The 21,893-nt window shown below is 66.1% G+C and carries 22 protein-coding genes, 1 tRNA gene, 1 pseudogene and 1 riboswitch; of the genes and pseudogenes, 16 read left to right on the top strand and 8 right to left on the bottom strand.

Translation table 11 applies throughout. The annotated features are described in order from the left end of the window. Together JQK15_RS27640 and JQK15_RS05330 are read left to right on the top strand one after the other, a co-directional pair. Positions 1-111 (top strand): annotated as a pseudogene (locus tag JQK15_RS27640) (TonB-dependent receptor domain-containing protein); the annotation flags it as partial. 55 nt (positions 112-166) lie between these two features. Further along, a complete protein-coding gene (locus JQK15_RS05330) occupies positions 167-391 on the top strand; it encodes a DUF1294 domain-containing protein (RefSeq protein WP_053094321.1) in 225 nt (74 codons plus the stop codon). A 23-nt stretch (positions 392-414) separates the two neighbouring features. On the opposite strand, the gene JQK15_RS05325 is transcribed toward JQK15_RS05330, so the two are convergent. Then, a tRNA-Thr gene (locus JQK15_RS05325) sits at positions 415-489 on the bottom strand. Positions 490-604: 115 nt separating this feature from the next. On the opposite strand from JQK15_RS05325, the gene JQK15_RS05320 reads away from it, so the two are divergent. Continuing rightward, complete coding sequence (locus JQK15_RS05320; protein WP_164522487.1) at positions 605-745, top strand: hypothetical protein; 141 nt, start codon at positions 605-607, stop codon at positions 743-745. Positions 746-751: 6 nt separating this feature from the next. On the opposite strand, the gene JQK15_RS05315 is transcribed toward JQK15_RS05320, so the two are convergent. Beyond that, positions 752-2,533: an aminopeptidase P family protein gene (locus JQK15_RS05315; protein ID WP_214863882.1), complete on the bottom strand. Its 1,782-nt coding sequence runs from the start codon at positions 2,531-2,533 to the stop codon at positions 752-754. A 110-nt stretch (positions 2,534-2,643) separates the two neighbouring features. On the opposite strand from JQK15_RS05315, the gene JQK15_RS05310 reads away from it, so the two are divergent. Then, the gene (locus tag JQK15_RS05310) at positions 2,644-4,716 is read left to right on the top strand and encodes a S9 family peptidase (protein ID WP_214863880.1); all 2,073 of its coding nucleotides are present in this window, start codon (positions 2,644-2,646) and stop codon (positions 4,714-4,716) included. Then, complete coding sequence (locus JQK15_RS05305; RefSeq protein ID WP_004209723.1) at positions 4,716-5,114, top strand: acyl-CoA thioesterase; 399 nt, start codon at positions 4,716-4,718, stop codon at positions 5,112-5,114. The genes JQK15_RS05310 and JQK15_RS05305 overlap by 1 nt, the downstream gene beginning before the upstream one ends. 12 nt (positions 5,115-5,126) lie before the next feature. Here JQK15_RS05305 and JQK15_RS05300 read toward each other — a convergent pair whose 3' ends face one another. Further along, positions 5,127-5,987 carry an ABC transporter substrate-binding protein gene (locus JQK15_RS05300; protein ID WP_214863878.1) on the bottom strand — a complete coding sequence of 287 codons (861 nt, stop codon included), beginning with the start codon at positions 5,985-5,987 and terminating at the stop codon, positions 5,127-5,129. 66 nt (positions 5,988-6,053) lie between these two features. Further along, a riboswitch (cobalamin riboswitch) is annotated at positions 6,054-6,246 on the top strand. Positions 6,247-6,382: 136 nt separating this feature from the next. Between JQK15_RS05300 and JQK15_RS05295 the strand changes: the two genes are divergently transcribed. The 8 genes from JQK15_RS05295 to cobU are packed head-to-tail and all read left to right on the top strand — an operon-like array spanning position 6,383 to position 13,457. Then, complete coding sequence (locus tag JQK15_RS05295; RefSeq protein ID WP_214863876.1) at positions 6,383-8,338, top strand: TonB-dependent receptor plug domain-containing protein; 1,956 nt, start codon at positions 6,383-6,385, stop codon at positions 8,336-8,338. Continuing rightward, the gene (locus JQK15_RS05290) at positions 8,338-8,745 is read left to right on the top strand and encodes a DUF1636 domain-containing protein (RefSeq protein WP_125988699.1); all 408 of its coding nucleotides are present in this window, start codon (positions 8,338-8,340) and stop codon (positions 8,743-8,745) included. Before JQK15_RS05295 ends, JQK15_RS05290 begins: the two co-directional genes overlap by 1 nt. Next, positions 8,742-9,755, top strand: a complete 1,014-nt coding sequence (cobT, locus tag JQK15_RS05285) for a nicotinate-nucleotide--dimethylbenzimidazole phosphoribosyltransferase (RefSeq protein ID WP_214863873.1) — start codon at positions 8,742-8,744, stop codon at positions 9,753-9,755. The genes JQK15_RS05290 and cobT overlap by 4 nt, the downstream gene beginning before the upstream one ends. Further along, positions 9,752-10,321, top strand: a complete 570-nt coding sequence (locus JQK15_RS05280) for a histidine phosphatase family protein (RefSeq protein WP_004209730.1) — start codon at positions 9,752-9,754, stop codon at positions 10,319-10,321. The genes cobT and JQK15_RS05280 overlap by 4 nt, the downstream gene beginning before the upstream one ends. Then, entirely contained in the window at positions 10,318-11,037 is a 720-nt protein-coding gene (gene cobS, locus JQK15_RS05275; RefSeq protein WP_017502552.1) for an adenosylcobinamide-GDP ribazoletransferase, read from the top strand. Before JQK15_RS05280 ends, cobS begins: the two co-directional genes overlap by 4 nt. After that, a complete protein-coding gene (locus JQK15_RS05270; protein WP_214863871.1) occupies positions 11,034-12,008 on the top strand; it encodes a threonine-phosphate decarboxylase in 975 nt (324 codons plus the stop codon). Before cobS ends, JQK15_RS05270 begins: the two co-directional genes overlap by 4 nt. Next, positions 12,001-12,954, top strand: a complete 954-nt coding sequence (cbiB, locus tag JQK15_RS05265; protein ID WP_214863869.1) for an adenosylcobinamide-phosphate synthase CbiB — start codon at positions 12,001-12,003, stop codon at positions 12,952-12,954. Before JQK15_RS05270 ends, cbiB begins: the two co-directional genes overlap by 8 nt. Then, positions 12,951-13,457: a bifunctional adenosylcobinamide kinase/adenosylcobinamide-phosphate guanylyltransferase gene (gene cobU, locus JQK15_RS05260; RefSeq protein ID WP_214863867.1), complete on the top strand. Its 507-nt coding sequence runs from the start codon at positions 12,951-12,953 to the stop codon at positions 13,455-13,457. The genes cbiB and cobU overlap by 4 nt, the downstream gene beginning before the upstream one ends. A gap of 28 nt (positions 13,458-13,485) precedes the next feature. On the opposite strand, the gene dapD is transcribed toward cobU, so the two are convergent. The 4 genes from dapD to JQK15_RS05240 all read right to left on the bottom strand — a co-directional run bounded on the left by dapD (position 13,486) and on the right by JQK15_RS05240 (position 16,746). Further along, on the bottom strand, positions 13,486-14,325 hold the full coding sequence (gene dapD, locus JQK15_RS05255; protein ID WP_017502548.1) for a 2,3,4,5-tetrahydropyridine-2,6-dicarboxylate N-succinyltransferase: 840 nt from the start codon (positions 14,323-14,325) through the stop codon (positions 13,486-13,488). Next, positions 14,322-14,993 (bottom strand): pyrimidine 5'-nucleotidase, encoded by a 672-nt coding sequence (locus JQK15_RS05250; protein WP_214863865.1) that lies wholly within the window; start codon positions 14,991-14,993, stop codon positions 14,322-14,324. Before JQK15_RS05250 ends, dapD begins: the two co-directional genes overlap by 4 nt. Positions 14,994-15,057: 64 nt before the next feature. Then, complete coding sequence (locus tag JQK15_RS05245) at positions 15,058-15,936, bottom strand: LOG family protein (protein ID WP_004209740.1); 879 nt, start codon at positions 15,934-15,936, stop codon at positions 15,058-15,060. A 111-nt stretch (positions 15,937-16,047) separates the two neighbouring features. Next, entirely contained in the window at positions 16,048-16,746 is a 699-nt protein-coding gene (locus tag JQK15_RS05240) for an extensin family protein (RefSeq protein ID WP_048936180.1), read from the bottom strand. Positions 16,747-16,906: 160 nt separating this feature from the next. Here JQK15_RS05240 and JQK15_RS05235 point away from each other — a divergent pair, with 160 nt between their 5' ends. The 3 genes from JQK15_RS05235 to JQK15_RS05225 all read left to right on the top strand — a co-directional run bounded on the left by JQK15_RS05235 (position 16,907) and on the right by JQK15_RS05225 (position 21,013). Beyond that, positions 16,907-18,067 carry a phosphoserine transaminase gene (locus JQK15_RS05235; protein ID WP_214863863.1) on the top strand — a complete coding sequence of 387 codons (1,161 nt, stop codon included), beginning with the start codon at positions 16,907-16,909 and terminating at the stop codon, positions 18,065-18,067. 138 nt (positions 18,068-18,205) lie between these two features. Continuing rightward, positions 18,206-19,786, top strand: coding sequence for a phosphoglycerate dehydrogenase (gene serA / locus JQK15_RS05230; protein WP_026109465.1), 1,581 nt, complete (start codon positions 18,206-18,208; stop codon positions 19,784-19,786). Between the two features lie 96 nt (positions 19,787-19,882). Beyond that, on the top strand, positions 19,883-21,013 hold the full coding sequence (locus JQK15_RS05225) for an ATP phosphoribosyltransferase regulatory subunit (RefSeq protein WP_214863861.1): 1,131 nt from the start codon (positions 19,883-19,885) through the stop codon (positions 21,011-21,013). Here the strand turns inward: JQK15_RS05225 and JQK15_RS05220 are convergent. After that, the gene (locus JQK15_RS05220) at positions 21,007-21,867 is read right to left on the bottom strand and encodes an alpha/beta hydrolase (protein ID WP_214863859.1); all 861 of its coding nucleotides are present in this window, start codon (positions 21,865-21,867) and stop codon (positions 21,007-21,009) included. The genes JQK15_RS05225 and JQK15_RS05220 overlap by 7 nt on opposite strands. Positions 21,868-21,893 lie beyond the last annotated feature (26 nt).

Below are 21,893 nucleotides of genomic sequence, written 5' to 3'. Positions count from 1 at the left end.
GCGCGCGGGGAAAATTTGTTCGACGAGGATGTCGTCACCCGCAATGCCGGCGGATCCATCGACCTGGGCACACCCAGGACGCTCTGGATCGGCGTCACCGTGCGCGGTTGAGCCGATTCCCGCCGCGCAGTTCCTCGCCTTCGCCTGGTTGCTGCTGGCGAACCTGATGGCCTTCATGCTGTTCGGGTTCGACAAGCGCCGGGCCGTGCGGGGGATGGCGCGAATCCGCGAGCGGACCTTGCTGCTCTGGGCGCTTGCAGGCGGGGTACCGGGTGCATTTGCCGCCCGCCACCTATTTCGTCACAAGACGCGCAAACAGCCTTTCACCCGGTGGCTATGGCTGATCGCCGCGGCGCAGGGGCTGGTCCTCGCCGGATGGGCGATGATCTGATTTTTCATTTGTCGGGGGAGAAATGGTGCTGCCGGCGAGGATTGAACTCGCGACCTCAGCCTTACCAAGGATGCGCTCTACCACTGAGCTACGGCAGCACTCTATTTCGTCTCCGTCGCGCCGTGCGCTTCGGAGGTCGCGCCTATGGCCGCCCCATTGCCTCCTGTCAAGGCGGGTTGCGGCAGATAATGCATTTTGCTTATGCGCTTCGTCATGAGCGAGACCCAGGACGAAAAGAAAGCAAGGCTGGCGCAGGCGCTGCGCGACAATTTGCGGCGGCGCAAGGCCCAGAGCCGCGATGTGGCGCGGGAAGGGGCTGAGCCCACCCCCGCGCCGGAATCGTCCAAGGACTGATTCGGATTAGAGCGGCGCGCAGGCCGACTGGAGCCAGGCCAGCGCCTCGCCGTCGAGCTGCGGGCCGACCACGGCCAGCACCTGCGCATGATAGGCGTCGACCCAGGCGCGCTCGCCCGCATCCAGCAGATCGGTGGCGATGGCGTTGCGGTCGATCGGTGCGAAGGTCAGGGTCTCGAAACCCAGCATCGGCTTTTCGCCGCCGGCGATCGCCCGTTCCTCGACCAGCACCAGATTCTCGATCCGGATGCCATATTCGCCGGTCTTGTAATAGCCCGGCTCGTTCGAGAGGATCATGCCCGCCACCAGCGGCTCGTCGCCGCCGCCGAAGGTCGCGATCCGTTGCGGCCCTTCATGCACCGACAGGAAGCTGCCGACGCCATGGCCGGTGCCATGGGCATAATCCAGCCCCTGTGCCCACAGATATTGGCGTGCCAGCACGTCGAGCTGGCCGCCGCGCGTGCCGACCGGGAAGACGGCGCGGGCCAGCGCGATATGGCCCTTCAGCACCAGGGTGAAGCGCTGCTTCATCTCTTCGCTAGGGCTGCCGATGGCGATGGTGCGGGTGACGTCGGTGGTGCCGTCGCGATACTGGCCGCCCGAATCGACCAGGTAGAAGCTGCCGGTCTCGATCGGGCGGTTGGTCTTTTCCTCGACGCGATAATGCACGACCGCGCCATTGGGGCCGGCGCCGCTGATCGTGTCGAAGGACAGATCCTCCAGCAGGCCGGTCTCCTTGCGGAACGCCTCCAGCCGGTCCGAGGCGGAGAGTTCGGTCAGGCCGCCCTTGGGCGCTTCCACCGCGATCCAGTGGAGGAAGCGGCTCAATGCGGCGCCGTCGCGTTCCTGCGCCGCCTTGTGGCCGGCAATTTCGGTGTCGTTCTTGATCGCCTTGGGCAGCACGGCGGGGTCGCGCAGGCTGAGTATCTGGGCGCCGCCGGCGTCGAGCGCCTCGAAGATGGCGGCAACGGCCCGCTCGGGGTCGGCGACGACGGTCTTGCCCTTGAGGTCGGCGAGCGCATCGGCAAAGGCGGCGCGGTCATGGATGCGCACGGCATTTCCCAGATGCTTGGCGACCGCCTCGTCCATCTTTTCCGGCGCGACATAGAGGTCGGCGGTGGCATCGGCATGGACGATGGCATAGGCCAGCGCGACCGGGGTGCGCTCGACATCCTTGCCGCGGATGTTGAAGGCCCAGGCGATCGAATCGAGCGCGGAGAGGACGGCGGCGTCCGCCTTCTTCGACACCAGCCAGTCGGCGATGTCGGCGCGCTTCTCGGCTGCATTCTTGCCGGCATAGCGATCCTCATGGACCACCAGCTTGGCGTCGCTGGGCGCCGGGCGATCGGGCCAGACGGCGTCGACCGGATTGGTGTCGACCGCCACCAGCTCCGCGCCCTTCTGGGCCAACGCTTCGGTGGCCTGCTTCACCCAGGCGCGGGTGTGCAGCCAGGAATCATAGCCGATGCGCGCGCCTTCGATCGCATGGTCCTTCAACCAGGCGGCGATCGAGGTCTGCGGCACGCTTTCATATTGCCAATGGGCGCCATCCACCTGCTCGCGCACCTGCAGCGTGTAGCGGCCGTCGACGAAGATCGCGGCCTCCTCCGGCAGGACCACGGCGCTGCCGGCCGAACCCTGGAAACCGGTCAGCCAGGCGAGCCGCTGGGCATAGGCGCCGACATATTCGCTCATATGCTCGTCGGTCAGGGGGACCACGAAACCATCGAGCTTCTGGCGTACCAGCTGGGCGCGCAGGGCCTTCAGGCGATCTTCATAACTGGACATCGAACTTCCCTTGGATCATTCCGGCCTCTTGCGTTGGCCATAATGCCGACAACATAGAGGGGCCGGCGCGCTTATTCCAGCGCAGCCCCCGTCTGGACCATGGATAGTTAATGACCGATCAAATGCAGCCGCCCCTGTCCCCGCCGATCGCCGAACGCCGCCCGCACAGTTTCGCGCATCATGGCATCACGGTGGACGATCCTTACGCATGGCTGCGCGACCCCGGCTATCCCGACGTCAAGGACAAGGATGTGCTGGCCTATCTGGAGGCCGAAAACGCCTGGTTCGAGGGCGCGATGGCGCCGCACAAGCCCCTGCTCGACACGCTGTTCCACGAGATGAAGGGGCGCATCAAGGAAGATGACCAGTCGGTTCCGCAGAAGGATGGCGACTATATCTACTGGCGTGCGTTCGAGACCGGCGCGCAATATCGCAAATGGTATCGCAAGCCCGCAGCAGGCGGTGACGACCAGCTGATCCTGGACGAACCGGCGCTGGCGCAGGGCCATGATTATTTTCGTCTGGGCGCCATGTCGGTCAGCCCCGACGGCCGCTATCTGGCCTATGCCATCGACACCAATGGCTCCGAACGGTTCGAGGCGCGGATCAAGGATCTGTTTTCGGGCGAAATCCTGCCCGAGGTGATCCCCGACACATTGTCGTCGCTGGTGTGGACCAGCGATTCAAAGGGGCTGCTCTATGGCCTCGCCAATGAAAATTGGCGGACCGACAATGCGCGGCTGCACTGGCTGGGTCAGGATGTGGCGAGCGACGTCGAGCTGTTCCATGAGGATGACGAGGGTTTCCGCGTCTCGATCGGCCTCACATCCTCGGAAAAATGGATCGTCATCGCGACCGGCGACCATGTGACCAGCGAAGCCTGGCTGGTGCCCGCCGACAATCCGACCGCAACGCCGCTGCTCGTCGCCGCGCGCCAGGCCGGCCGCGAATATGATGTCGATGAGCATGAGGGCACGCTCTATATCAAGACCAACGACACCCATCCCAATTTCCGGCTGGTGAAGGCGTCGCTCGACGCGCCCGACCAGTGGGATGAGGTGATCGGCGCCGACGCGCATTTCTACCTGACCGATTTCACCCTGTTCAAGACCTTCTACGTCACCGAAGGGCGGCAGGACGGGCTCGACCAGATCGAGCTGCGCGATTATGCGACCCATGCGGCAAAGCGCATTCCATTCCCGGAAGCCAGCTATTCGGCGAGTCTCGACGACAATCCCGAATATGAGGTGACGAAGCTGCGCATCGGTTATGAATCGATGGTCACGCCCGACACCATCTATGATTATCATCTGGCAACGGGTGAGCTGGAGGTGTTGAAGGTCCAGGAAATTCCCTCGGGCTATGACGCCAGCCGTTATGCCACCGAGCGGCTGATGATCCCGGCGCGCGACGGCACGCAGATTCCGGTGTCGATCGTCTATCCCGCGGATTTCCCCCGCGACGGCAGCGCGCCGCTGCACCTCTATGGCTATGGCGCCTATGGCCTGGCGATGGAGCCGGGTTTCTCGACCAGCCGCCTGTCGCTGCTGGATCGCGGCTTTGCCTTTGCCATCGCCCATATTCGCGGCGGCGACGATATGGGCCAGCAATGGTATCTGGACGGCAAGCTCGACAAGCGCACCAACACCTTCACCGATTTCGTCGATGTTGCGAAGGGGCTGATCGATCTTGGCTATTCTGCCAGGGGCAGGATCAGCATTTCGGGCGGATCGGCCGGCGGCGAGCTGATGGGCGCGGTCATCAACTCCGACCCCGACCTGTGGGGCGCGGTGGTGGCGCATGTGCCGTTCGTCGATGTGCTCAACACCATGCTGGACGAAACGCTGCCACTGACGCCGGGCGAATGGCCCGAATGGGGCAATCCGATCGAGGATGAGGCCGCATTCCGCACCATCCAGTCCTATGACCCTTACACCCATGTCACCGCGCAACATTATCCGCCGCTGATGGTGACTGCCGGGCTGAACGATCCGCGCGTCACCTATTGGGAGCCGGCCAAATGGGTGGCAAAGCTGCGCGCCACCAAGACCGACAAGAATATCCTGCTGCTCAAGACCAATATGGGCGCGGGCCATGGTGGCAAGTCGGGCCGGTTCGAGAGCCTGCACGAGACCGCCGAGGAATTTGCGTTCATCCTGTGGCAGCTGGGAGTGGAAGGCTGATGGCGTCGAGCTTCACCAAGCAGTTCACCGCGCGGCCCGAGCATATCGATGTGCTGGGCCATGTGAACAATGCGGTGTGGGTGCAGTGGATGGAGCAATTGTCGGTCGAACATTGGATGACCGATGCCGACCCGGCCCATGTCGACGCCTATATCTGGGTCGTGACCCGGCATGAGGTCGATTATCGCGGCAACGTGACCGAGGGCGATGTCGTATCGGGCCGCACCTGGATACCGGAAGGGCCGCGCGGCGCGCGGTTCGACCGGCTGATCGAGTTCACCGGACCGGACGGCAAGGTGAAGGTGTCGGCGAAATCCACCTGGGCGATGATCGACAAGGAAAGCGGCCGGCTGATGCGGGTGCCGGCCGAGGTAGCCGCCAACTTCATCGAGGGCTGAGCCGGCCCAGCTTCAGCGGGCGCTGACGGCCTGGGAGAGGGCGCGTGCCGCCTGCACATAGGCCGGTCCGCCGCACACGGTCCAGGCCTGGGGCAGGCTGATGCGCGCTATGTCGCGCAGCACGGGATGGTGCAGCATTTCGGTGCCCTGGTCGGTGATCCGGTCGGTGGCGCTCTCGACGATCAGATAGTCGGGCCGGGCGGCGACCATCTCCTCCAGGCTGACCTGCGCGATCGCCGGCTTGCCAAGGTCGGCGGCCAGGTTGCGCAGCCCCGCCCGCGTCATCAGGTCGTCGACCAGCGTGCCGGTGCCGGTCATGTAGCCGCGCCGCTGATAATAGGCCGCGATCTTCTGTTTGGGGGCGCGGGGCAGGGCGGCCAGATCCCGGTCCATCCGCGCGATCATTGCTTCGCCCCGGTCGGTATGGCCAATGGCCTGCGCCACGGTGCGGATCGACGCGACGATATCGGCATAGCTGTCCGCGCTTTTGAGGTCGACGGCGGGATAATGCTGGGCCTTGAGGATCGCGATCGCCGGATTGCGCCGCGCCGGCATGCCGATCACCAGATCGGGATTGGTTGCCAAAATCTGCTCGGCCGATCCATCGAGGATGGGCAGGCCCTTCGTTACGGCAGCCACCGCCGACATCTGCCGATCGCCGGCATTATGGGTCAGCCCGGCAATCTGGTCGCGATCGGCCAGCGCGACCAGCAACTGGTCGGCGCACAGGTTGAGCGACACGATCCGTTGCGGACGTTTGCTTGCATTGGCAGGCTGGCGAGCGGTAGCCGCCCATAATGTAGCGCCGCCGATCAGGGCGATCATCAGGGCGATCATTCCCTTGCCGGGGCCGATGGACGCAAATATCCGCATGGCCACCTCCCTTAGCCGGCGCGCTCCGCCAGGCAAGGAAGATTGACGCTCCAGTCGGGCTCGCCTATCGCCCGGACTGCGACAGGTTCCCCGGCAACGGGGATGAAAAGGGAATGGGGTTCAAGACCCCGGCTGCCCCTGCAACTGTGAGCGGCGAGCCTTTGTGCCACATGCCATTGGGACCACAAGGTTCTGAGAAGGCGGCATGAATCAGCGATGACCCGCGAGCCAGGAGACCTGCCCGTCGCGGTCGTCCTTCGCGCGGACAGGGTGTGCCGAGCGGACGGGGGTGAACCCGCGTGGCGACAGGTGGACCGCAAATTGCGGGGACCATGTCGCGCCCGGCCGGGCACCGATATCGTCCCTGGGATGCGGTCCCTCGTCCGGGGGCCTGCATGTTCAAATATCTGACTTTCTGTTCTTTCCTTCTCTCTACCACCGCCTTCGCCGAAGAGGCGCAGCAGGCGCCGCCGCCCGATGCGGCCGCCGATGCCGGGGCATCCTCGATCCTCGTCACCGCTACCCGCATCGCCACGCCGGCCGATCAAGTGTCGTCTTCCGTCACCGTGCTCGACAAGGCGGCGATCGACCGGGCGCAGGATCTGGGCGTCACCGAATTGCTGCTGCGCACGCCCGGCGTCAGCATGTCGCGCAACGGCGGCTATGGCACGGCGACATCGCTGCGCATCCGCGGCGCGGAATCCGACCAGACCGTGGTTGTGATCGACGGGGTGAAGCTCAACGATCCCTCCTCGGCCGGCGGCGGCTATAATTTCGCCAATCTGCTGGTCGGCGACGCCTCGCGGATCGAAGTGCTGCGCGGCCCCCAGTCGACCCTGTGGGGCAGCCAGGCGATCGGCGGCGTCGTTAATATCGTGACCGCCATGCCCGAAAAGGCGCTGGAGGGGAGTTTCGACATCGAAGCGGGATCGCGCGACACGGTCAGCGCCCGCGCGGCGCTGGGCGGCAAGACCGGCCCGGTCAGCTGGCGGATCGGCGGCCAGAGCTTCACCACCGACGGTATTTCCGCGATCAGCCCGGCCTTTGGCGGCAAGGAGAAGGACGGCTATACCAACCGCAGCGTCACCGGCCGGGTAGAGGTTGCGCTGGCGGACGGGATCAGCGCCGATCTGCGCGGCTATTATTCCGATGGTAAGGTCGATTTCGACGCCACCAGCGCGGACAGCCCCGCCTATGGCACCAATCGCGAATTTGTCGGCTATGCCGGCCTTAACGTCGCACTGCTCGACGGCCGCTTCCGCAACCGTTTCGGCTATGGCTATACCGACACCGATCGCGACAATTACGACCCGCGCAACCCGCGCAAGCAGACGTTCGACGCGGCGGGGCGCAACCAGCGGCTGGAATATCAGGGTAGCTTCGCGATCGCCGACGGCTGGACCGCGCTGTTCGGGGTGGAGAATGAGAATAGCCGCTTCCGCAGCGTGTCGCCTTCGGCGTCGCTTTCGGTGCCGATTCCCGACCCGGCCCGCGGCAAGGCGGAGATCACCAGCGTCTATGGCCAGCTCAATGCCCAGCCGATTACGGGCCTGACCCTGACCGGCGGGCTGCGCTACGACGATCATAACCGCTATGGCGGCCGGACCCTCTTTTCCGCCGGTGGCGTCTGGGCGCTGCCGACCGGGACGGTGCTGCGCGCCAGCTATGGCGAGGGGTTCAAGGCGCCGACCCTCTATCAGCTCTTTTCCGAATATGGGAATCAGGCGCTCGATCCCGAACGCGCCCATGGCTGGGAAGCGGGCGCGGAGCAGCGTTTCTTTGGCGAGAAACTGCGACTGGGTGCGACCTGGTTTGATCGGACCACGACCGACCAGATCATCTATAATAGCTGTTCCTCCAGTTCGACCGATCCGCTCTGCTTCACGCCCGGCACCACCACCCGCCGTTATGGCTATTATCTCAATGTCGCGCGCGCCAAGGCGCATGGGATAGAGGCGCAGGTGGCGGTCGAGCCGGTCAAGGGGCTGACCATTGACGGCAATTATAGCTGGACCGTGGCGGAGGATCGTTCGGAGGACACTGCGAACGAAGGCAATTGGCTGCCGCGCCGGCCGCGCAACAGCGCCAATGGTTCGATCAGCTATGCCTGGCCCTTCGGCCTCACCACCGGCGCGGCGCTGCGCTGGTCCGGCCACAGCTATGACAATGCGGCCAACACCACCCGGCTGGACGATTATACATTGGTCGACTTGCGCGCCGAATATGCGTTCACCCCGGCGTTGCGCCTGTTCACCCGCGTCGAGAATCTCTTCGACGAGAACTACATGACGGCCTATCGCTATGGCACGCTCGGCCGCAGCATCTATGCCGGCTTCCGGGGGCGCTTCTGATGCTGCGCCCCGTCGAACCCGGCCCCGCCATCGTCGCCTGCAGCACCTGCCGCCATTCGGCCGAAGCACGGGAGGACGGGGAGGGCGTGCGCGGCGGGGCACGGCTGGCGCAGGCACTGCGCAGCGTGCAGGCCTCCGACCCGCGCTATGCCACCGTCGCGGTGCAGGACATGCCCTGCCTGTTCGCCTGCCAGGATCATTGCACCGTCCATCTGCGCGCACCGGGCAAGGTCGGCTATGTAATGGGGCGGTTCACCCCGGATGCCGATGCGGCGCGCGCGATCCTCGATTACGCCATTGCCTATGCCGCCAGCGAGCATGGCCGCGTCGCCTTTCGCGAATGGCCCGAAGGCGTGAAGGGCCATTTCATCACCCGTACCCCGCCGGAAGGATTTGTCGTCGAATGAGCTTCGCCTCGATCACCGATTTCGAAAATGCCCTGGCCAACCTGCCGCCGGCCGAGGAACTGGCGAGCGCGGCAGCACGCGCGCGGCAGGCCGAACTGACCAAGCCATTGGGGGCGCTCGGCCGGCTGGAGGATGTTGCGATCTTCATGGCGAGTTGGCAGGGGCGCGCGGTGCCGCGCCTGAAGCGGGCGCGGGCCGCGATCTTTGCCGGCAATCATGGCTTCATCGTCCATGGCGTCAGCGCCTATCCGGCCGCCGTGACCGCGCAGATGGTCGCCAATTTCGCCGCCGGCGGCGCGGCGATCAATGCGCTGGCCGGTGTCGCCGGGCTGGAACTGGCGGTGCGATCGATCGATCTGGACCGGCCGACGGCGGACTTCACCATTGCCCCCGCCATGACAGAGGAGGAGTGCCTGACCGCGCTGTCGATCGGCGCGGCGGCGGCCGAAGAGGATCTGGACCTGCTGGTCGTGGGCGAGATGGGGATCGGCAATTCGACCGCCGCCGCAGCCCTGAGCGCGCGCAGCTTTGGCGGCGCGGTGCGTGACTGGGTTGGTCCCGGCACGGGCGTCGATGGCGAGGGGATTACGCGCAAGATCGCGACGATCGATCGCGCGCTCGCCTTCCATGCCGATGCGCCGGACAGCGCCTTCGAAACGCTGCGCCGGCTGGGCGGACGCGAACTGGCGGCGATTGCCGGCGCGGTGCTGCGCGCGCGCCAGCTGGGCGTGCCGGTGCTGCTCGACGGCTTCATCAGTTGCGCCGCGATCGCGCCGCTGGTGGCGCAGGTGCCGGCCTTTGCCGACCATTGCCTGGCAGGCCATTGCTCGGCCGAACCGGGCCATGGCCTGCTGCTGGAGCGGATGGGCCTTGAACCGCTGCTGCGCCTCGACATGCGGCTGGGGGAAGGGAGCGGCGCGGCGGTGGCGGCCAATATCGTCCGTGCAGCCGTAGCCGCGCATAGCGGCATGGCGACCTTTGCCGAGGCGGCGGTGTCGACCGCGACATGATGGGCATGCCGCTCCATCTGCTGCGGCATGGCGCGCCCGAGACGCCCGGCCTGTTGCTGGGGCGGACCGACAGCGTGCCGACGCGCGCAGGCATCGATGCCTGCTTGGCGCAGGCGGAGGGGCTGGAGATCGAGATGATCGTGACGTCCGACCTGCAGCGCGCCCGGCAGGCGGCGACGGCGATTGGCGAGCGCGCCGGCTTGCCGGTATGGGTTGATCCGCGCTGGCGGGAACTGGATTTCGGCATCTGGGATGGTCTGGCCCCGGCCGATGTCGATCCCGAGGCGCTTGCCCGTTTCTGGCAGGATCCCGATGGCTTCGCGCCGCCGGGCAGCGAAGGCTGGACGGCATTGCTGGGGCGGATCGCCGATGCGGTCGAGGATCTGCCGCGCGTCCCCACATTGGTCCTGACCCATGGCGGGGCGATGCGCGCGGCGCTGGCCCATCTGTGCGGGTTCAGCGTGCAGCAGAGCTGGAGCTTCGGCCTGCCCTATGCCGCCTTGCTGTCGCTGGAACGCTGGACCGGCGAACCGCCGCTCGCCCGCATCACGGGCCTGCGCCCATGAAGGGGCTGGTCCTTGCCATCCAGTTTCTGACCCGCCTGCCGATGCCGAAGGTGACAGCGAACGAGACAGACTTCGCACGGTCGATCCGATGGTTTCCGGCGGTCGGCGCGATTGTCGGTCTATCTGTCATGTTCGCTGTCAATCTTGGCGTTCGCATCGATCCCTGGATCGGGGCGCTGGCCGGGCTGCTCTGCTGGGTCGGCGTGACCGGGGCGCTGCATCTCGACGGGCTGGGCGACATCGCCGACGCCTGCGGCGCGGTGCATAAGGGGCGGGACCGGCTGCTGGCGGTGCTGGCCGACCCGCATGTCGGCAGTTTCGGTGTGGTGGCGATCGGCCTGCAACTGATCGCCAAGCTGCTGTTGCTCCATGCGCTGGTCGAGCGGGGCATGATGCTGCCGCTGCTGCTCATTCCCTTTGCCGCGCGGATCGGGCCGCTGCTGTGGGCGCGCATGCTGCCGCCCCTGCACGCCGGGCTGGGCGCGCGCTTTGCCGATGCCGTCAAATCCATCCACATCGCCCTGTGGATAAGTCTGTTGATAATCGCCGCCTGGTGGTTACCGGCCCTGCTCATGGCGCCGCTGCTGATGCTACTTTGGGGGCTTTGGCTGAAGCGCAGGCTGGGCGGCATTTCCGGCGATGGCCATGGCGCGGGCATTGAACTGGTTGAAAGCGGACTGCTTTTCGTCGCCCTGATTGCCGGTGGCACGGCATGACGACGCGCTGGACATGGCATGGCGGCGGTGTCGCGGCGGCGAGCGCGCATTTCGGTGGCGCGCCCGAAAGCTGGCTGGACTTATCCACAGGCATCAATCCCCATGCCTGGCCCGGCGCTGACGAGCAGGCGATCGACTGGCGCGCCTTGCCCGACGAGCAGGGACTGCGCGCGCTCGAACAGGCGGCGGCCGATCATTTCGGCGTCGCGGCCGATCATGTCTGCGCGCTGCCGGGGACGGAGATTGGCCTGCGCCTCGTTGGCACATTGCTCGACGGTTCGGTCCGCCATGCCAGCCCGGCCTATCGCACCCATGGCGTGATGGTGCCCGGCGCCGCGCCGGTCGATCTCGACCGTCTGGACCATGCGGACGGGCAGACGCTGATCCTCGCCAATCCCAATAATCCCGACGGGCGCATCCATGGCGTGGCCGCCCTGCTCGACCGGCGCGGGCCGGACGGCTGGTTGGTGGTGGATGAGGCCTTTGCCGATTGTCACCCGGATATCAGCCTGACGCCCTTCGTGGCCGACGATCGTCGCCTCATGCTGTTGCGATCCTTCGGCAAGTTTTTCGGTCTGGCCGGCCTGCGGCTCGGCTTTCTGGTGGCGCCGCGTGCGATCATCGCGCGGGTGCGGGACAGGCTGGGTGCCTGGCCGGTGTCGGCTGCCGCCATTGCCATTGGCACGGCCGCCTATCGCGATAGAGCTTGGATAGAAGCGATGCGCGATCAGCTGCAGCGGGAGGCGCAGGCGCTCGACGCGCTGCTGCTGGGCCACGGTTATCAACCGATCGGCCAAAGCCCGCTCTTCCGCCTGATCGAAACGCCCCATGCCATGGCGCTGTTCGAGCAACTGACCGGGCAGGCGATCCTGACCCGGCCCTTCGATAGCCAGCCGAACTGGCTGCGCATCGGCCTGCCGACCGACGCGATGGGGTTGGCCCGACTGGAACGGGCGCTGCGCCATGGCTGATCCGGTTGCGTTGCTGGCGCTCGCGCTGGATGCGCTGGTCGGCTGGCCGGCGGCGCTCTATCGCCGGGTCGGCCATCCGGTCGGCGGATTTGCGCGGCTCATCGATCATTGTGCTGCGTGCTGGAATGATCCGGCGCATAGCGCTTGCGCCCGGAGAATGGGCGGAATGGCGACGGTGTTGCTGTTGCTGTTGGTAGCGGGCGGTGGCGGATGGCTGGTGCAGTATCTGCTCCGTCTCTGGTTGCCGCAGCCGTGGAGCTGGCTGCTGATCGGCCTGCTGGCCTATCCGGCGCTGGCGCTGCGCAGCCTCTATAGCCATGTCCACGCGGTCCATCACGCGCTGGCGGCCGATGATCTGTCGGCGGCACGGGAGGCGGTCGGCATGATCGTCGGCCGCGATACGCAATCGCTTGATGAAAGCGGCGTCACCCGCGCCGCGATCGAGAGTCTGGCGGAAAGCTTCTGCGACGGTGTCGTCGCGCCCTTCTTCTGGCTGCTGTTGCTGGGCCTGCCGGGTGTCTGGGCCTATAAGGCGGTGAATACCGCCGACAGCATGATCGGCCATCGCGAAGCCCCCTGGGGGCCGTTCGGCTGGGCGGCGGCGCGCACCGATGACCTCATGAACCTGATCCCGGCGCGGTTGGCCGGTTGCCTGCTCTGTCTGGCCGGGGGGGGGGGCTGGCGGGTGATGTGGCGCGACGCGCGCAACCATGCCTCGCCCAATGCCGGCTGGCCCGAAGCGGCGATAGCGGGCGCGCTCGACCTGCGGCTGGCCGGGCCGATCCGCTATGATGGCGTGCGCCATGACAAGCCCTGGATCGGCAGCGGGCGGATCGAGGCCGATCCGCTCGACCTGCGCTGGGCGCTCGCCATCTATGTTCAGGCCTGCCTGCTGCTCTGGCTGGTGGCCGGGCTGCAGGCGCTATTTGCGGGAGACATGATATGACAAGCAGCCTGCTGGTGCTGGGCGGCGCGCGATCGGGCAAGAGCCGCCATGCCCAGGCAGCGGCGGAAGCGCTGCCCGGCGCGCACGTCTTCATCACCACGGCCGAGATTTGGGACGCGGAAATGGCCGACCGGATCGCCCGACACCGGGCCGATCGCGGGCCGGAATGGGAAACGGTGGAGGCGCCGATCGAGCTGCCGGGCGCGATCGCGGCGGCGCGGGGCAAGACGGTGCTGGTCGATTGCCTGACCTTGTGGGCCAGCAACCTGCTGCTGGCAGAACGGGATGGCGAGGCGGCGGCCGACGCGCTCTGTGCCGCGATCCTGGCCCATGACGGGGCGATCATCCTGGTCGCCAATGAAGTGGGGCTGGGCATCGTGCCCGACAATGCGCTGGCGCGGCGCTTTCGCGATCTGGCCGGCACCTTGAACCAGCGGGTCGCGGCGGTGGCGGATCGGGTCGTTTTCGTCGCGGCGGGCCTGCCGCTCGCGCTCAAGGGGTGAAGGGGCGGCGGACCGCCCCCTCGCTCGATTAGTCGCGCAGCAGTTCGTTGATGCCGGTCTTCGACCGGGTCTGGGCGTCGACGCGCTTGACGATCACGGCGCAATAGAGGCTGGGGCCGGGCGTGCCGTCGGGCAGCGGCTTGCCGGGCAGCGAGCCGGGGACGACGACCGAGTAGGGCGGCACTTCGCCCATGAACACTTCGCCGGTGGCGCGGTCGATGATCTTGGTCGACTGGCCGATGAATACGCCCATCGACAGCACCGAGCCCTTGCCGATGCGCACGCCCTCGACCACTTCCGAACGGGCGCCGATGAAGCAGTCATCCTCGATGATGACCGGGTCGGCTTGCAGCGGTTCGAGCACGCCGCCAATGCCGACGCCGCCCGACAGATGGACATTCTTGCCGATCTGGGCGCAGCTGCCGACCGTCACCCAGGTGTCGACCATCGTGCCTTCATCGACGAAGGCGCCGATATTGACGAAGCTGGGCATCAGGATGACATTCTTGGCGATGTGCGATCCGGCGCGGGCGAAGCTGCCCGGCACGGCGCGGAATCCGGCGGCGCGGAAGGCGGCCTCGTCCCAGCCGGCGAACTTGCTGGGCACCTTGTCCCACCAGTGGCCGGCGCCCGGACCATTGTCGATCATGACATTGTCGTTGAGGCGGAAGGAGAGCAGCACGGCCTTCTTTGCCCACTGATTGACCTGCCAGCCGGCTTCGGTCGGTTCGGCGACGCGCAGTTCGCCCTTGTCGAGCAGGGCCAGCGCCTTGTCGACCGCCTGGCGGACGTCGCCCTGGGTCGACAGGTTGATGTTGGCCCGGTCCTCCCAGGCGGCGTCGATGATCGCGATCAGGTCTTGGCTCATGGTCTTTCCCCAAAAATATCCGCCAGGAACGGCGTCAGATGGTCGGTTTCATAATCGATGAAATCGGGATGATGGTCGTGATTGCCGGCTTCCGACCCGTTATTGACCCAGATGGTGGTCATGCCGATTGCCTTGGCGGGTTTGAGGTTGCGGGCCATGTCCTCGAAAAAGGCGGCGCGGGTCGGGTCGACGGCGTGGACGCTGCACAGTTCGGCATAGCCCGACGGATCGGGCTTGGGCACATAGCGGCAGGCATGGATGTCGTGGATCAGCTCGAACGCGCCGGCGAGGCCCAGCCTGTCGAGCACGCGGCCCGCATAGGTGGCGTCGCCATTGGTGAAGATCAGGCGGCGGCCGGGCAGGGCGGCGATATGGGCGTTGAGGTCGGCATCGACCGCCAGCCGCTCCATCGAGATGTCATGGACATAGTCGAGAAATTCGCGCGGCTCGATGCCATGATGGCGCATCAGCCCCGACAGGGTCGTGCCATGCTCCATGAAATAGCGTTTCTGGACGATCCGCGCCTCGGCCGGGTCGCAGCCCAGCAGGCCCTGGATATATTCGCCCATCTTCACGTCGATCAGCGCGAACAGGTCCGCCTTCGCCGGATAGAGCGTATTGTCCAGATCGAAGATCCAGGTGTCGATATGGGCCAGGTCCGCGCGCATGGCCGGGCCCTAATCCCCGCCGGGGATTAGGGCAAGGGCGCAAAGGCCCCATGGATCGGCCGCATCAGCCGCAGCCGGGCGCTTCGCTGTCGTGATAGAAGTCCTGCACCGCAGCCCAGGCATCCTCGGCCGTCTCGACCCAGGTCAGCAGGTTGAGGTCATTGTGCGAAATCACGCCCTCATCGGCCAGCGCCTCGAAATCCACCACCTTGTTCCAGAAATCCTTGCCGAACAGCAGGATCGGGATCGGCTTCATCTTGCCGGTCTGGATGAGCGTCAGCAGTTCGAACATCTCGTCGAACGTGCCGAAGCCGCCGGGGAAGACCGCGAGCGCGCGGGCGCGCAGCAGGAAATGCATCTTGCGCAGCGCGAAATAGTGGAACTGGAAGCTCAGCTCTGGCGTGACGAACAAATTGGGCGCCTGTTCATGCGGCAGCACGATGTTCATGCCGATCGTGGTCTGGCCGACATCGACCGCGCCGCGATTGGCCGCTTCCATGATCGAGGGGCCGCCGCCCGAGCAGACGACGAAGTGGCGGCAACCCGCGGCGTTCACCGGATATTGCGCCGCGATCCGCGCCAGCTTGCGCGCTTCCTCATAATAGCGGGCCTTCTTGCCCAGATTTTCGGCAATCTTCTTCTGTTCGGGCGTGGTGGCCGCGTCGATGCGCGCCTGGACCTGATCGGGTTCGGGAATTCGGGCAGAGCCGTAGAAGACGAAGGTGGATTCGATCCGCGCCTCGTCCATCAGCAACTGGGGTTTCAGCAGTTCGAGCTGGAACCGTACCGGGCGCAGATCCTCGCGCAGCAGGAACTCATTGTCCTGGAAGGCGAGCTTGTAAGCGGCGCTGCTGGTCTGGGGGGTTTCGATCGCCTTTCTGGCGTCGTCCGCTTCCTGGCGTGCGGGGCGGAATTTGCGTTCTTCAATTTCTTTCTTGGTCATTCCCAACAAGCTAGGCGCGGCAGGTGACAATGCCAAGACCGTTAGCGGGAAATTCCGCCAAGTTGGCTATTTCCGCTCCGCGGCAAAGGCCGCCGCGTTTCTGATTACCGCTTAACGGCAAAAGCCGCCGCGGCCGCCCATGTCGAAATGGAAATGGTCATGATGGGCGGCGTTATAGTCGGGCGACAGCACCGTGTTGAACCGCTTGCAGGCGCTGGCATGGACCACTTCCAGAAACTGGCGGGTGCGCTTGTCACCATTCCAGTCCTTCTCGACGCTGATCCGCCGCCCGTCGCTCAGGACGAAGGCGGATACGTCGATCGCATTGCTGTGGGCATGTTCACTAAGCTTGCCGCTGCCCGCGATCGGCCGGCAATTATAGGTGCCGAACGTCTCGATCTTTTCGATCTCCGCGCCCAGGATCAGCCGGGCGGCGGGCTGCACGGCATAGCGCGACCAGGCAGCGAAATTGGCGGCAAGGTTGCAGGTCATGGCCCCCAGGCCCGAGGTCGGCACACCGATGTCGAGCAGTTTGACGCTGCCGATCGCGCTGCATCCACCCCCGAAATTCTGGTCGGGCAGGGGGGTGAAGGCGACCGACTGGGACTGCAGCTTGGCGAAACATTGCCGGGTTTCGAGCGGCGGCGGCGCGGGCGGTGTGGCCGGGCGTGCGCTCTTCACCGGCTTGGATGCACGCGCGACTCGGCCCTTGGGCACCAGGTCGCCGCTGCAGGCGGCCAGCATGCTCGCCATCGTCGCGGCCAGGGCCGCGCTGCGCCATACCGAATTTTTCGTCGCCCGCTCTACCATCAATCCCGCATTTACCACGGCTTTCCGGGCCGATGGGTTAACGGCGCTGTCATTTCGTCGCATTTTGCTGCGGCTTGACTCTTTTTCGGAAATCTTTAGGGCGGCCGACGGGCCACGCGGTCCCAACGCCGCGCGTGCTCTCTGTAAGGAGACGCATTACATGACTGATCTGACTGCCGTTGACGCCACCATTGCGCCTGTCGCAAAGCCTGCCAACCGTCCGGCTCGCCCCTTTTTCTCTTCCGGTCCCTGCGCCAAGCCTCCGGGCTGGGATGCCGCCAAGCTGGCCACGCAGTCGCTCGGCCGTTCGCACCGCGCCAAGATCGGCAAGACCCGCCTCGCCTACAGCATCGACCTGATGCGCGAGTTGCTGAACCTGCCCGACACTCACCGCATCGGCATTGTGCCAGGCTCCGACACCGGCGCCTTCGAAATGGCGATGTGGACGATGCTGGGCGCCCGCCCGGTGACGACGCTGGCCTGGGAAAGCTTCGGCGAAGGCTGGGTGACGGACGCCGCCAAGCAGCTGAAGCTCGATCCCACCGTGATCCGCGCCGATTATGGCCAGCTGCCTGACCTTTCCACCGTCGACTTCTCGAACGATGTGCTCTTCACCTGGAACGGCACCACATCGGGCGTGCGCGTGCCCAATGCCGACTGGATTCCGGCCGACCGCGAGGGCCTGACCTTCGCCGACGCCACCAGCGCGGTCTTCGCCTATGAGATCGACTGGACCAAGATCGACGTCGCCACCTTCTCCTGGCAGAAGGTGCTGGGCGGCGAGGGCGGCCATGGCGTGCTGATCCTGGGCCCCCGCGCCGTCGAGCGTCTGGAAAATCACACCCCCGCCTGGCCGCTGCCCAAGGTGTTCCGCCTGATGGCCAAGGGCAAGCTGGCAGAAGGCGTGTTCAAGGGCGAAACCATCAACACCCCTTCGATGCTGGCTGTCGAGGACGCGATCTTTGCGCTGGAATGGGGCAAGTCGCTGGGAGGCCTCAATGGCCTGATCGCGCGCAGCAACGCCAATGCGGCGGCGCTGGGCAAGATCGTCGCCGAACGCGACTGGCTCGGCCATCTCGCCGTCGACGAAGCCTCGCGCTCGACCACCAGCGTTTGCCTGACCGTCGAGGGCGCCGACGAAGCCTTCATCAAGGCCTTCGCTGGCCTGCTCGAGAAGGAAGGCGCCGCCTATGACGTGGCGGGCTATCGCGACGCCCCGGCAGGCCTGCGCATCTGGTGCGGCGCGACCGTCGAGACCGCCGATATCGAGGCGCTCGGCCCGTGGCTCGACTGGGCCTACGCTCAGACCAAGGCTGCCTAACTTCATTTAAATTCCGATCGTCCTGAGCGAAGTCGAAGGGCTCGGCCGACCGATAGGGAGGCCACTTCGCTTCGCTCAGTGGAGGGCTTCGACTTCGCTCAGCCCGAACGGTTACAGATATTCCAGAAGGATATTCCCATGCCCAAGGTTCTTATTTCCGACAAGATGGACCCCCGCGCCGCCGCGATCTTCCGCGAGCGTGGTGTCGAGGTTGACGTCATCACCGGGCAGACGCCGGAAGAACTGGCCGCGATGATCGGCGCTTATGATGGCCTGGCCATCCGCAGCTCGACCAAGGTCACCAAGGCGATTCTCGACGCCGCGACCAACCTCAAGGTCATCGGCCGCGCCGGCATCGGCGTCGACAATGTCGATATCCCGGCTGCATCGGCCCAGGGCGTGATCGTGATGAACACGCCGTTCGGCAACTCGATCACCACCGCCGAACATGCCATCGCGCTGATGTTCGCGCTGGCCCGCCAGATCCCCGAAGCCAATGCCCAGACGCAGCAGGGCCTGTGGCCCAAGAACGGCTTCATGGGCGTGGAAGTGACCGGCAAGACGCTGGGCCTGATCGGCGCCGGCAATATCGGGTCGATCGTCGCCAGCCGCGCGCTCGGCCTCAAGATGAAGGTCGTCGCCTTCGATCCGTTCCTGACGCCCGAGCGCGCCGTGGAAATGGGCGTGGAAAAGGCCGATCTCGACACGCTGCTGGCGAAGGCCGACTTCATCACGCTGCACACGCCGCTGACCGACCAGACCCGCAACATCCTGTCGAAGGAAAATCTGGCCAAGACCAAGAAGGGCGTGCGCATCGTCAACTGTGCCCGTGGCGGCCTGATCGACGAAGCGGCGCTGAAGGAGGCGCTGGATTCGGGCCATGTCGCCGGCGCCGCGCTCGACGTGTTCCAGACCGAACCGGCCAAGGAATCGCCGCTGTTCGGCACGCCGAACTTCATCTGCACCCCGCATCTGGGCGCATCGACCGACGAAGCGCAGGTCAATGTCGCGCTGCAGGTGGCTGAACAGCTCAGCGACTATCTGCTCGACGGTGGCATCACCAATGCGCTGAACGTCCCCAGCCTGTCGGCCGAGGAAGCGCCCAAGCTCAAGCCCTATATGGCGCTGGCGGAAAAGCTGGGCAGCCTGATCGGCCAGCTGGAAGGCGATGCCATCACTGGCGTCGCGGTCGAGGTCGAGGGCCATGCCGCCGAGCTGAACCAGAAGCCGATCACGGCGGCGGTGCTGGCCGGCCTGATGCGCGTCTATTCGGACACGGTGAACATGGTCAACGCGCCCTTCCTGGCGAAGGAGCGTGGCCTGGACGTGCGTGAAGTGCGCCATGACCGCGAGGGCGACTATCAGACGCTGGTGCGCGTCACCGTTTCGACCGAAGCGGGCGACAAGTCGGTGGCCGGCACGCTGTTCGGCCATGCCCAGCCCCGCCTGGTCGAGCTGTTCGGCATCAAGGTCGAAGCCGATCTCGACGGCCACATGCTCTACATCGTCAACCAGGACGCGCCGGGCTTCATCGGTCGCCTCGGTTCGAAGCTGGGCGAGTCGGACGTCAATATCGGCACCTTCCATCTGGGCCGTCGCAACCAGGGCGGCGAAGCTGTGCTGCTGCTGTCGGTCGATGGCACCGTGACCGAACCGCTGCGCTGGGCGATCTGCAACCTCGCCGGCGTGAAGCAGGTGAAGCTGCTGCGCTTCGCGTAAATCCATACTGTGCCGGTTCGGGCTGCCATCGCGCAGTCCGGACCGCGCGGAGTTGGGGATGGCCTAACCCCAAAATTCCGCTAAAGGGCCTGTCCCATGACCATGATCCCGCCAAGCCTGCTCCCGGAGGGGCTATCCGATCGCCTGCCGCCGCAGGCCGAAGCCTCCGCGCGCCTGGCGCGCCGCGTGCTCGATACGGTCGCGACCCATGGTTATGAACGGGTCATGCCGCCGCTGGCGGAGTTCGAGGATACGCTGACCCAGCGTCTCAAATCGATGCGCGCGCAGGATCTGGTCCGTGCCGTCGACCCGGTGTCGCAGCGCACTTTGGCCTTCCGCCCCGACATGACCGCGCAGGTCGGTCGCATCGCCGCCACCCGCCTGCGCAGCGCGCCGCGTCCGTTGCGCCTGTCCTATGCCGGGCCGGTGATCCGCCAGAAGGCGAGCCAGCTGCGCCCCGAGCGCGAGAAGATGCAGCTGGGCGCCGAACTGATCGGCAGCGACAGCGCCGCCGCCGCGGTCGAGATCGTCAACATCGCGATCGAGGCGCTGACTGCCGCCGGCGTCACCGGCATCACCATCGATTTCACCTTGCCTGACCTGATCGACGCGCTGGCTGCTGGTCCGTTGCCGCTGGGGGCAGAGGAACTGGAAGCCGTGCGCGCCGAACTGGACGCCAAGGATGCCGGCGCGCTGGTGGCGATCAGCCCGGCCGCCGCCGCCTATCTGCCGCTGATCGAGGCGACTGGCCCGTTCCACGCCGCGATGGAACGGCTGGAGGCGTTCAGCGCCAGCCTGGGTGGCGCCATAGACAGCCGCATCGCGGGCCTGCGCGCGATCGCCAAGCCGATCGGCTGGGACATCACCCTGACCCTCGACCCGACCGAACGGCACGGTTTCGAATTCCAGAACTGGTTCGGCTTCTCCATCTTTGCCGAGGGCTTCATCGGTGAGGTCGGCCGTGGCGGCAGCTATGCCATTGCTCGTGCTGGCGAAACGGATGAGCCCGCCATGGGCTTTTCGCTCTATCCCGACCCGCTGATCGACGCGGGCTTTGGCGACGAACGGCCCAAGCGCCTGTTCCTGCCGGTGGGCCATGATGCCGTGCGCGCGGCGGCGCTGCGGGCCGATGGCTGGCACACGGTTGCGGCCCTGGCTGACGGGGAAGATGGCGCGGCCCAGCGCTGCTCGCACTGGCTGGATGGCGGCGAGCCCCGCGCCTACTGACCGAACAGCCGGCGCAGCCAGGCGTCCACAATGCCGGTGCCGGCATAGTCGGCGTCGCCCATCTCGCGGTTGATCTGCATATGGCCGCGCAGGCCGCGTCCGGGGAGCGCATGGATATCCACTGGCGTGCCGGCCTTGCGCAGCGCGGCGGCGAGCGCATTGGACTGGGCGGTGCCGTCGACCCGATCGACATGGAGCAGCAGGAAATCGGGGGCGTTGGGCTTTGCCGCCTGCAAGGTCGGCGATAGCGCCTTCTGCCGCGTCGGATCGGTGCCGAACGCCTGTTCATAGGTCTTCGCCATGAAGCGGCCGCCCTGCGCCATCTGGGTCGGCACGTCATAGGCGGCGCCATCCAGCGCGATGATGCCACGCACGGCATCGGGCTTCAGCCCGGCCCTGGCGAAATAGCGCATATCGGTGCCGACCAGCGCGACCAGATGCGCGCCGGCGCTGTGGCCCATCAGGATGATGCGGTTGGGGTCGATGCCCAGCGTCGCCGCCCGGCTGCGCAGATGGGCGACGGCATCGGCGACGTCCTGCGCTTGGCTCTCGACCGTCGCATCGGGCACCAGCCGGTAATTGATCGAGGCGAAGGCATAGCCAAGGCCGGTATAATGGGGCGCCTTGGCCGCGCCGGTGGCATTGTCCTTGCTGCCGCGCTTCCAGCCGCCGCCATGGACGAAGATGACAAGGGGTGCCTTCGTGCCCTTGCCCGGCCAGAAATCGATCGCCTGCAATGGATCGCGGCCATAGGTCATGGCTTGCGGCGCGGCGGCGGCGGTCTGGGCCTGCGCGGCCAGCGGCGTGCCCGCGAGCAGGGAGAGAATCAGGATGGGAATCAGCCGTCTGCGCATATGGATCGTCCTTCGCTGCCCCTGTG

The organism is Sphingobium sp. BHU LFT2, assembly GCF_018604485.1.
Lineage (GTDB): Bacteria > Pseudomonadota > Alphaproteobacteria > Sphingomonadales > Sphingomonadaceae > Sphingobium > Sphingobium yanoikuyae_A.
This window is presented reverse-complemented; position numbering and strand designations above follow the sequence as displayed.

Coding starts and splice junctions, on each gene's coding strand:
- JQK15_RS05330 (WP_053094321.1), top strand. CDS start 167: ATGGCCTTCATGCTGTTCGGGTTCGACAAGCGCCGGGCCGTGCGGGGG.
- JQK15_RS05320 (WP_164522487.1), top strand. CDS start 605: ATGAGCGAGACCCAGGACGAAAAGAAAGCAAGGCTGGCGCAGGCGCTG.
- JQK15_RS05315 (WP_214863882.1), bottom strand. CDS start 2,533: ATGTCCAGTTATGAAGATCGCCTGAAGGCCCTGCGCGCCCAGCTGGTA.
- JQK15_RS05310 (WP_214863880.1), top strand. CDS start 2,644: ATGACCGATCAAATGCAGCCGCCCCTGTCCCCGCCGATCGCCGAACGC.
- JQK15_RS05305 (WP_004209723.1), top strand. CDS start 4,716: ATGGCGTCGAGCTTCACCAAGCAGTTCACCGCGCGGCCCGAGCATATC.
- JQK15_RS05300 (WP_214863878.1), bottom strand. CDS start 5,987: ATGCGGATATTTGCGTCCATCGGCCCCGGCAAGGGAATGATCGCCCTG.
- JQK15_RS05295 (WP_214863876.1), top strand. CDS start 6,383: ATGTTCAAATATCTGACTTTCTGTTCTTTCCTTCTCTCTACCACCGCC.
- JQK15_RS05290 (WP_125988699.1), top strand. CDS start 8,338: ATGCTGCGCCCCGTCGAACCCGGCCCCGCCATCGTCGCCTGCAGCACC.
- cobT (WP_214863873.1), top strand. CDS start 8,742: ATGAGCTTCGCCTCGATCACCGATTTCGAAAATGCCCTGGCCAACCTG.
- JQK15_RS05280 (WP_004209730.1), top strand. CDS start 9,752: ATGATGGGCATGCCGCTCCATCTGCTGCGGCATGGCGCGCCCGAGACG.
- cobS (WP_017502552.1), top strand. CDS start 10,318: ATGAAGGGGCTGGTCCTTGCCATCCAGTTTCTGACCCGCCTGCCGATG.
- JQK15_RS05270 (WP_214863871.1), top strand. CDS start 11,034: ATGACGACGCGCTGGACATGGCATGGCGGCGGTGTCGCGGCGGCGAGC.
- cbiB (WP_214863869.1), top strand. CDS start 12,001: ATGGCTGATCCGGTTGCGTTGCTGGCGCTCGCGCTGGATGCGCTGGTC.
- cobU (WP_214863867.1), top strand. CDS start 12,951: ATGACAAGCAGCCTGCTGGTGCTGGGCGGCGCGCGATCGGGCAAGAGC.
- dapD (WP_017502548.1), bottom strand. CDS start 14,325: ATGAGCCAAGACCTGATCGCGATCATCGACGCCGCCTGGGAGGACCGG.
- JQK15_RS05250 (WP_214863865.1), bottom strand. CDS start 14,993: ATGCGCGCGGACCTGGCCCATATCGACACCTGGATCTTCGATCTGGAC.
- JQK15_RS05245 (WP_004209740.1), bottom strand. CDS start 15,936: ATGACCAAGAAAGAAATTGAAGAACGCAAATTCCGCCCCGCACGCCAG.
- JQK15_RS05240 (WP_048936180.1), bottom strand. CDS start 16,746: ATGGTAGAGCGGGCGACGAAAAATTCGGTATGGCGCAGCGCGGCCCTG.
- JQK15_RS05235 (WP_214863863.1), top strand. CDS start 16,907: ATGACTGATCTGACTGCCGTTGACGCCACCATTGCGCCTGTCGCAAAG.
- serA (WP_026109465.1), top strand. CDS start 18,206: ATGCCCAAGGTTCTTATTTCCGACAAGATGGACCCCCGCGCCGCCGCG.
- JQK15_RS05225 (WP_214863861.1), top strand. CDS start 19,883: ATGACCATGATCCCGCCAAGCCTGCTCCCGGAGGGGCTATCCGATCGC.
- JQK15_RS05220 (WP_214863859.1), bottom strand. CDS start 21,867: ATGCGCAGACGGCTGATTCCCATCCTGATTCTCTCCCTGCTCGCGGGC.